The 9,704-nt window shown below is 39.5% G+C and carries 10 protein-coding genes; 9 read left to right on the top strand and 1 reads right to left on the bottom strand.

All coding sequences use genetic code 11. The features are described 5' to 3' along the window. Nucleotides 1–273 precede the first annotated feature (273 nt). On the bottom strand, nucleotides 274–678 hold the full coding sequence (locus tag ACXAGS_RS00330) for a hypothetical protein (protein WP_474903579.1): 405 nt from the start codon (nucleotides 676–678) through the stop codon (nucleotides 274–276). 73 nt (nucleotides 679–751) lie between these two features. On the opposite strand from ACXAGS_RS00330, the gene ACXAGS_RS00325 reads away from it, so the two are divergent. From ACXAGS_RS00325 to ACXAGS_RS00285, 9 genes are all read left to right on the top strand, one after another. After that, entirely contained in the window at nucleotides 752–1,357 is a 606-nt protein-coding gene (locus ACXAGS_RS00325; protein ID WP_474903577.1) for a hypothetical protein, read from the top strand. Between the two features lie 5 nt (nucleotides 1,358–1,362). Then, nucleotides 1,363–1,854 carry a (2Fe-2S)-binding protein gene (locus tag ACXAGS_RS00320; protein ID WP_474903575.1) on the top strand — a complete coding sequence of 164 codons (492 nt, stop codon included), beginning with the start codon at nucleotides 1,363–1,365 and terminating at the stop codon, nucleotides 1,852–1,854. 2 nt (nucleotides 1,855–1,856) lie between these two features. After that, nucleotides 1,857–4,004: a xanthine dehydrogenase family protein molybdopterin-binding subunit gene (locus tag ACXAGS_RS00315; protein ID WP_474903573.1), complete on the top strand. Its 2,148-nt coding sequence runs from the start codon at nucleotides 1,857–1,859 to the stop codon at nucleotides 4,002–4,004. 49 nt (nucleotides 4,005–4,053) lie between these two features. Continuing rightward, a complete protein-coding gene (locus tag ACXAGS_RS00310) occupies nucleotides 4,054–4,695 on the top strand; it encodes a Crp/Fnr family transcriptional regulator (protein ID WP_474903572.1) in 642 nt (213 codons plus the stop codon). Next, a complete protein-coding gene (locus tag ACXAGS_RS00305; RefSeq protein WP_474903571.1) occupies nucleotides 4,695–6,410 on the top strand; it encodes a SulP family inorganic anion transporter in 1,716 nt (571 codons plus the stop codon). Before ACXAGS_RS00310 ends, ACXAGS_RS00305 begins: the two co-directional genes overlap by 1 nt. Before the next feature lie 68 nt (nucleotides 6,411–6,478). Further along, nucleotides 6,479–7,891 (top strand): MBL fold metallo-hydrolase, encoded by a 1,413-nt coding sequence (locus tag ACXAGS_RS00300; RefSeq protein WP_474904780.1) that lies wholly within the window; start codon nucleotides 6,479–6,481, stop codon nucleotides 7,889–7,891. A gap of 5 nt (nucleotides 7,892–7,896) precedes the next feature. Next, on the top strand, nucleotides 7,897–8,286 hold the full coding sequence (locus ACXAGS_RS00295) for a rhodanese-like domain-containing protein (protein ID WP_474903570.1): 390 nt from the start codon (nucleotides 7,897–7,899) through the stop codon (nucleotides 8,284–8,286). 86 nt (nucleotides 8,287–8,372) lie between these two features. Beyond that, complete coding sequence (locus ACXAGS_RS00290) at nucleotides 8,373–8,708, top strand: rhodanese-like domain-containing protein (RefSeq protein WP_474903568.1); 336 nt, start codon at nucleotides 8,373–8,375, stop codon at nucleotides 8,706–8,708. A gap of 10 nt (nucleotides 8,709–8,718) precedes the next feature. Beyond that, nucleotides 8,719–9,702, top strand: coding sequence for a Tll0287-like domain-containing protein (locus ACXAGS_RS00285; protein ID WP_474903567.1), 984 nt, complete (start codon nucleotides 8,719–8,721; stop codon nucleotides 9,700–9,702). Nucleotides 9,703–9,704 lie beyond the last annotated feature (2 nt).

The following is a 9,704-nucleotide window of genomic DNA, read 5'->3' as shown; positions in this document are numbered from 1 at the left end:
TTCATTTTGAATTCTTGGAATTAACTTGGGATAAAAATTTTAGACTTTTATTGTAACATTTTTGTTGTGCCGAATCTAAAGGTGGAACTTAAAAATCAGTAATCTTGATAAAGAATATTCTTTTCTTAGTTTTAATGCCTCATTCGTTAGTGGTTCAAGGGCAAATAGAACAATTACCAATTCATGTTAATGTTAAAGGTGGTGGCCAACGCACTATTTTATTACCCGGTTACACTGCCAGAGGACAGTTGGTTGGATATAATGGTAGCAGATTTAGAGACTAGATATGAATGCCATATAGTTACCATTGCTGTCTTTGTGTACCAGAGCATTTACATTGGGTAATGTAGCCTCTGCCCAACTGCGGGTATCGTCCTCTAAATACATCATATCTAATAAATCTACAGGCCAGCCTTCGTGTTTAAGATGATGTGGCATTCTAAAGGAAAGTACTTGCACTGCTGCATTGGGGTTCCAAATACTATCATTTAACAAACGCCAATGGTTAGGGTCTGCGGTTTCTGGCTGATTTAATTGTTTTGTGCAAACAGCACAGAGCAGGGCGCACTCCTCGGCAATGCTTCCTGTTTTTGGAGCAACAATGTAAGGTTCTAAATTATCTTGGCTACCACAAAGCTCGCATTGGTTACCACTTCGTTCTTGCAATTCTTTAATCAAAATAATACAGGTTTAGGTTGTAACGGCAAAGGTATGGCTTTGCTATATTTTGTATCTTGGAAAAAACGAAAGGATGAAAAAATCGCTCCCCATACTATTCCTGCTAGTTCTGCTCACGGGAATGCTCTTCGGTCTTAATAAATCCGTCCACGTAAGCGATTATAAAACAATAGATAAGCCAGTAGCAGTTTCTAACGAAATTACGTTTAATCAATTGATGGATGTTTTAACCCATCCCCGTTGTATGAACTGCCACCCGACAGACAACCTGCCCAAACAAGGCATGGAACGGAAGCCGCATCATTTTGATATGGCCAGAGCAGCAGATGACCATGGTTTTGAGGTTACCCAATGCCATACCTGTCATCAAAAAGAAAACAATCCCTATTCGGGAGTTCCAGGAGCACCCCACTGGGGATTGGCACCTGCCTCTATGGGATGGCAAGGATTAACCAGAATAGAAATTGCGGAACGCTTACTGAATACAGAAACCAATGGCGGTAAAAATCATGAAGCCCTCGTGGAACACCTTACTAAAGATGCACTGGTTTTATGGGCATGGAACCCTGGGGTAGATGCTAATGGTAAGGAACGAGAAAAACCGCCGCTATCCAAGGAGGAATATATTGCGGTAGTAGAAAAATGGTTTGCAGACGGTGCGGTAATACCCACAAAATAAAACAAATGAGAGTACAATTTATATTGAATGGCACCTCACAATCGGTGCAAATAGAAGATGAGATGACCCCACTTTTATGGGTAGTTCGGGATGTTTTGGGCCAAAAAGGAACCAAGTTTGGGTGTGGAAAGGCAGCCTGTGGGGCTTGCACACTGTTGGTGGATGACCAAGCGGTACGTTCTTGTTCCTATCCTATAAAATTTGCTGAAGGAAAATCCATAACTACAATAGAGGGGCTAGGCACAAAAGACAATCCACATCCTGTACAACAAGCATGGATAGAAGAGGTGGTACCGCAATGTGGTTATTGCCAACCTGGGTTTATGATGGCTACCGTAGCGCTTCTAAAAATAGTGCCTAAGCCAACAGATAAAGATATTGATAACAATATTATTAATGTATGCCGTTGCGGCACTTATTACCGCATGCGTAAAGCCATACATAGAGCTGCAGCTTTGAATAATGAACTACCAATTACTGAACAAGAAAAGCAATAGGGATGGCAAAAGTATCTAGAAGAAAGTTTTTGGTTAGAGGTGCATTAGGTACAGCCGGTGTTGTAGCGGTTGGTACGTACTTGTTTCGGAATCCTATACGTAGGCAGGTTTTGGCCTATGCAAATTCTGCAGATTCCCCGTACTTAGGCAGCGGTATGGAACCGGTTTTATGGTTTGAACTTACAGAAGAAAACAAAATACGCCTGTATTCTCCAAAGGTAGAAATGGGGCAAGGAACCTTTACCGGTATGGCACAGTTAGCGGCAGACGAGCTAGAGTTGCCATTGTCTAGCATAGAAGTGGTACACGCACCGTCTATTACTGGTAACATGGACAGTTTTGCTACAGGAGGTAGTACTTCTATTGCAAGTTTGTGGCAACCTTTACGGGAACTTGCGGCCACGATGCGCGTAATGATTAAAACTGCTGCGGCAGAGCTTTGGCAGATACCTGTTTCTGAGGTGGTAATGGGCGAAACCAAGGTGAGTTCAGGAGTAGAAGAACTAACTTTTGCGGCTTTAGCCAAACAGGTAAACGAATGGCCAGAAGTAGATACACCAGAACTTAAAAAACTATCGGACTATAAACTTATTGGAAAACCTTTACCTAGGGTAGATTTAGAGGATAAGGTATTTGGGGCACCCATCTTTGGTATGGATGCCAGCATGCCCAATATGGTTTACGGAACCGTAGTAAGGCCAGAATACATAGGGGGAACCTTTGTAACTGCAGATGTTAGCCGCGCAGAAACAATGCCTGGAGTGCTAAAAATAATTCAGGAAGAAGATTTTGTTGGTGTTATAGCCAACTCTTATTTGGAAGCAGAAAATGCCAAGCAGGCCATTGAAGTTACGTGGAATGCTCCAACACAGTTGCAGCTAAAGGATATTGAAACCAAGATGAAGGTGGGCAATGGTAATCCAACCTTAATTCAGAAAAAAGGTGATGAATTAGAAGAAGTAGCTGTAGAGGCGGAATTTACCACACCCATTGCTGCGCATGCCCAAATAGAACCTAATGGTGTAGTAGCACATGTGACGGATGATGGTGCCACTTTACTATTGTCCACTCAGGTAGTAGCCATTACCCAAAAGGAAGTCGCAAAACGATTGAATTTAGATGCCGAAAAAGTGAATATAATTCCCACTTTTTTAGGTGGAGGTTTTGGTAGAAGATTACATACGTCACATGCAGTGCAAGCAGCAGTGATGTCTAAAGCGGTTGGCAAACCCGTAAAGTATTTTTTTAGCCGTAAAGAAGAATTTCAGCACGATATGTTTAGGCCGCCTACACATCATCAACTTAAAGCAAAACTTACCGCCAACGGTAAGATAGAGGGTATTCAGCACGATTTCTCCAGTGGCGATGTAGCTATAGATTCCGCTTTATTACCTGGGTTTTTAAATAAGATGTTGGGCGCAGACGTGGGTGCTATCCGTGGCGGATTTTGTCAATATTTAGCTATTCCTAATATTAGGACTACCTCCTGGCATGTAGAACTCCCATTTGCTACCAGTTGGTGGCGTAGCCTAGGGTTGTTGGCCAACACCTTTGCTTGGGAAAGTTTTATGGATGTTTTGGCAGAAAAAGCAGGTAAAAACCCAGTGGACTTTCGCTCGGAACACATAAAAGACGATGCCGCAGGTATACGGTTGCGTAAGGTTATAGAAACCGCTGCGGAAAAAGCGGGCTACACAGATGAGGTAATCAACGGGAAAGCTATGGGTTTTGCTGCATCTACGGATGCAGGCACACCTTGCGCCCAAGTAGTAGCGGTTTCTTTAGAAAAACAACAAATTAAAGTACACAAAGTAACCTGTGTTTTAGACCCTGGCTTAGCTGTGAATCCAGACCAAGTAAAAGCGCAATGCGAAGGGGCCATTATTATGGGTATTAGCGCATCGCTTTTTGAAGAGATGACGGTAGTAGATGGGCAATTACAGCCTACCATTTACGGACCTTATCAAATGGCGCTAATGAAACATGCACCAAAGGAAATTGACGTGACCCTTTTACAAGGGCGTGATGTTCCAGGGCCAGTAGGAGAACCTCCTTTGGGACCAATAGGTGCCGCAATTGCCAACGCAGTGTACCGTTTAACGGGAAAACGACTAAATCATATGCCATTACAAAAGGCTTTGGTAGAATAAGTAACAATGGTTACAGTTATAAGGATTGTAATTTTTTAAATTCGTAGACGTGATACAAGAGTTGAAATCAAGTTTTGGAGATAGCTTTGAGCCAGCATTGTTAAATGAGATTGCTCAAGTAGGTACGTTTAAAGAAGTGCCCGCCGGTTATAAACTAATGGAAATAGGTGATTACGTGCGCTTTATGCCTCTTTTGGTAGAAGGTGTCATTAAAATTCTTAGGGAAGATAATGATGGCGATGAACTTTTACTGTATTATTTAGAAGCAGGAGAAACGTGTAGTATGACTATGGCATGTTGTATTGGCGATGCGCAGAGTGAAATTAGGGCTATTGCGGAAACAGATACCAAGTTAATTATGATTCCTATTAGAAAAATGGAAGAATGGACCGGAACGTATAAGTCTTGGAGGAATTTTGTCTTTGATAGTTATCACAATCGTTTAAATGAGTTGTTACATACGGTAGATAGCATTGCGTTCATGAATATGGATCAACGCTTAATGGATTACTTGATTAAAAAAGCAGAAATTGCCGGAAATAACACCATAAATAGTACCCACCAAGAAATAGCGTATGACCTTCACAGCTCTAGAGTGGTGATTTCTAGATTACTTAAAAAACTAGAAAAACTAGGTAAAATAAAAATGCATAGAAGTCATATAGAATTGGAGGAGGTTTCTAATTACTAATGAAACGATTTTTTCCCATATTAGAGTGGTTGCCCAATTACAAAAAAGCCTATTTGTCTGGAGATATAGTAGCAGGCTTAACTGTAGGTGTTATGCTAATTCCGCAAGGAATGGCTTACGCTATGATTGTTGGTTTGCCCCCGGTATATGGTTTGTATACTGCGCTGGTGCCTAATTTGGTATATGCGCTTACGGGAACTAGTAGAAAATTAGCTGTTGGCCCTGTAGCTTTAGATGCACTCATTGTTGCTTCTGGCTTATCTGCCATGAAATTGGCAACAGAAGGAGAATATACAGCCATGGCCTTGTTTATTGCTTTTTTTGTAGGAGTATTGCAATTAGCTATGGGCTTTTTAAAGTTGGGTTTTTTGGCCAACTTTTTATCTAGGCCAGTGGTAAGTGGTTTTACCTCTGCGGCAGCTATAGTTATAGGAGTTAGCCAGTTAAAGCATATTTTTGGTGTTACGGTCAATTCTTCCAATACCTTAGAAACCCTACAACAATTATTCAGGGGATTGCCCAATCTTAATTGGTATGACTTTACCATAGGTATTGCCGCAATTTTAGTAATTGTTGGATTAAAAAAGCTAAATAGAAAATTACCCTCTGCCATGATAGTGGTGGTGTTGGGTATAGTGGGTATTTATTTCTTTATGGTAAACGAATCGGACGTTAACATCATTGGTTATGTTCCAGATGGTTTGCCAACCTTTACATTGCCAGAATTTACTTGGCAACAACTTACCCTTGCTTTTCCTCTAGCCATGGCTTTGTCTTTTATTGCTTTTGCAGAGGAGATGGCTATAGCCAAAGGTGTAGAAGAGCGCACCCAAGAATACCATACGGTGCCAGATCAAGAATTAAAAGCGCTTGGTATTAGTAATATTTTGGGTTCTCTTTTTCAATCTTTTTCTGCTAACGCCAGTATGTCCAGAACGGCGGTAAACGTAGATGAAGGCGCAAAAACAGCATTATCCTCTATTGTTAGTGCCGTTTTAGTGGGTTTTGTGTTGTTGTTTTTAACACCCTATTTTCAATATTTGCCAAAATCTATCCTAGGTGCTATTATTTTGGTTGCTGTTTTTGGATTGCTAGATTTAAAATATCCAGCAGAGTTGTACAAGCATCAAAAAGACGAATTAATTTTATTACTCGTTACGTTTAGTACTACCCTAGCGGTTGGTATTGCACAAGGAATTATTTTTGGGGTTTTATTTTCTTTATTCTTATTGGTTTATCGTACTTCTAAACCGCATATTGCTGTTTTAGGTAAGATAAAAGGAATGGATTATTTTAAGAATATAGAACGTTTTTCTGAAGATGTTGAATGTGATAATGGAATACTAATTATCCGTTTTGATGCGCAGTTGTTCTTTGCCAACGTACAACACTTTAAAATGGCTTTGTACAAACAAATCAACCTGAAAAAAGGTGCTCTTAGTTACGTTGTACTTAATGCGGAGCCAGTGAATTATATAGATAATACGGCTGCGGCAGAATTGGAAAAAATAATCATCGACCTAAAAGAAAAAGGCATCACCTTTAAACTAGCTGGTGCAATTGGACCCATTAGAGATATTTTGGTTAAAAGTGGTTTGGCAAAAATTATTGGAACCGATAACATACATGTACGTACTGCAGAAGCCTATGAAGACTGCTTGGCTCACGTAGGTAAATCGCCCATGCAAGATAAGGTTTCCCTACAGTATAAATAATTGTGTAACAGAAGTTACTACGTAGTAAAAAACTTAAACTTAATTTTGGGGTATTAAAAAGAAATATGATGAAGATAGAACAAATATATACAGGATGTTTGGCACAGGGTGCCTATTATATTGAGAGTGAGGGCGAAGTGGCCATTATAGATCCACTTAGAGAGGTTGGTCCGTATTTGGAACGTGCCGATAAGGCAGGAGCTAAAATCAAGTATATTTTTGAAACACATTTTCATGCAGATTTTGTGAGTGGCCATGTTACCTTATCTAAAGAAACAGGGGCTCCTATTGTTTATGGTCCTAACGCCAACCCAACATTTGATGCCATAATTGCAAAAGATCAGCAGGAGTTTACATTAGGTAAAGTAACCATTGTTGCCTTGCATACTCCAGGACACACAATGGAAAGTACTACCTATTTGTTAAAAGACGAAAATGGTAAAGACCATGCTATTTTTAGTGGAGACACTTTGTTTTTAGGAGATGTAGGGAGACCAGATTTGGCACAAAAAGCTGCAGACATGACTCAAGAGCAATTGGCAGAGACTCTTTTTGATAGTTTGCGAACTAAAATAATGCCCTTGGCAGATGATGTAGTGGTCTATCCTGCTCATGGTGCCGGTTCTGCATGTGGTAAAAATATGATGAAGGAGACAGTAGATACCTTGGGAAACCAAAAGAAGATGAATTATGCCTTACGTGCAGATATGACCAAAGAAGAGTTTGTTAAGGAGGTAACGGATGGCTTGTTGCCGCCACCACAATACTTTCCTTTAAACGTAAAAATGAACAAGGAGGGCTATGAAGATATAAACGAAGTTTTAGAAAGAGGAACACAGGCACTATCACCAGATGCTTTTGAAGCGGCTGCTAATGAAACAGGGGCTATAGTGTTAGATGTAAGGCATCAAAATGAATTTGCCAAAGGACATATTCCTCGTTCTATTTTTATTGGCATAGATGGTGGTTTTGCTCCCTGGGTAGGGGCCTTGGTAGGAGATGTGCAACAACCAATTTTACTGGTTGCGGAACCTGATCGTGTAGAAGAGGTAGTTACGCGTTTGTCTCGTGTTGGTTTTGATAATACCTTGGGTTATCTAGAGGGCGGTTTTGAAGCTTGGAAAGCAGCAGCTAAGGATTATGACACGGTAAGTTCTGTATCTGCAGCCACGTTTAAAGCACAATTAGAAGAAGATAATACGGCCGTTTTTGATGTGCGCAAGCCAGGCGAATTTGCTTCGGAACACGTTGAGAATGCACATTCTACACCATTGGATTTTTTAAATAATCATTTGACCGAATTTCCAGATAATGATAACTTTTTTATACATTGTGCAGGCGGTTACCGAAGTATGATTGCCGCTAGTATCTTAAAAAGTAGGGGAATTCATAATTTGATAGATGTTGCTGGTGGAATGAAAGCAATTAAGGAAACAGGTGTTGCCGTAACAGATTATGTTTGTCCAAGCACACTTAAATAAAGCTAATGAAGGCACAGGTCTTTAAATCTTTTGTGGCAGTATTGGTTTTTATCCAGATGGTTTCTTGTCAGGATAAGGCCAATACAGATATGGCCATAGAGCAAATAGATAAAAACTACGTGGAAACCCAACTGCTCCATGAAAAAGACGCGCAGTTAATAGACGTACGTACAAGCATGGAATTTAAAGCCGGACATATTGGAAATGCCCAAAATATAGATTTCTTACAAAGGGACACTTTCAAAACCAAAATTGAAAAATTAGACCGTGATAAACCTGTTTATCTTTATTGTAAAATGGGAGGGCGTAGCCATAAAGCTGCCATTCTTTTACAAGAAATGGGCTTTCAAAAAGTCTATGATTACTCCGGCGGCTATGATGATTGGTCTAAATAATACAGCGTATTATTCAAGGCTTTACTGTAACCTAAGTTACTGTACTTGTGGTTCCGTGCCACTATTTTAGGGGTAAAATAACAAGTATGTCTTTATTAAATTTATTGTTTGGTAGCAAACCTGTAGAAGGTGTGTCCATATTAGATAGGAATTCTTTTGCTAATGCTATAGCTAAAGGAAAGGTGCAATTGGTAGATGTGCGTACCAAAAGGGAATATAACGCAGGGCACATTAAAGGGGCTATCAACATTGATTTTTTTGATAGGTTCAATTTTAATCAGCTTTTTGAAAAGCTAGACAAAAATAAGCCTGTCTATATTTATTGTCAGTCTGGTAACAGAAGCCAAAATGCAGCGAAAAAACTCGTTAAAATGGGTTTTACCAATGTGCTAGATTTACGTGGAGGCTTTATGGCCTGGTAAAATTGAAAGTATGAAACAGGTATTTTTCCTTTTAGTTTTTATCCTTGCCATTTCTTGTAAGCAACAAAGAAAAGATGATAAGGTTGCGAGCCAAGTTAATACGGATTTTGAACCTTTGGAAGCAATGGCTTTGATGAATAACAAATGTTATTTGTGCCATAGTGCCACAGCTCCTATGAAGACTGGTAGAATAGGCCCTCCAATGATTGCTATTAAAGCCCATTACTTAACTGATTATAAGAACGAGGATGCTTTTGTTAATGCCATTTGGGAATTTGTAAAAGATCCGGCAAAAGATAAAGCACTCTTAAAAGGTGCGGTGAAACGGTTTGGTGTAATGCCAAAACAAACTTTTAAAGAAGCAGAGATTAGAGCTGTTGCCAAGCTTATGTACAATTATAAAATTGATGAGCCAGATTGGTTTGCTGCGCATTGGCAAGATAAAGGATTTGAACCTTATTTAAATTCAGAACACGCATCTATCCCCATAAAATCAGATTCTATAGTAGATTATAATGCTTTGGGCTTAGAAATGGCCATGGGCACAAAAAAGATTTTGGGTAAAAACTTAATGGGTACTATACAGGAAAAGGGAGTAGAAGCTGCGGTTAAGTTTTGTAATATTAAAGCTTATCCGCTAACAGATAGTATGGCTGTTGCCTATAACGCTAAAATAAAGAGAGTTTCAGATAAACCTAGAAATCCTCAAAACCAAGCTGATCAAGAAGCTTTAATTTACATTAGTAAGTACAAGCAACAATTAAAACAAAATAAGAACTTAGAAGCTGTGGTTAAAGAAGAAAAGGATAGTGTGCAGTTTTATTACCCAATTGTGACCAACCAACTTTGTTTAAAATGCCATGGAGAAAAGGTAAAAGATATTACTGAATCTGTTTATGAGAGTTTACAAGAGTTATACCCAACAGATAGGGCGGTAGGTTATAGTGAAAATGAAGTAAGAGGTGTTTGGAACATTTCTTTTAAAAAACAATAAAT

The organism is Croceivirga sp. ABH4_376 (assembly GCF_056160685.1).
The sequence above is the reverse complement of the archived record's forward strand: the minus strand, read 5'-3'. Positions and strand labels throughout refer to the sequence as shown.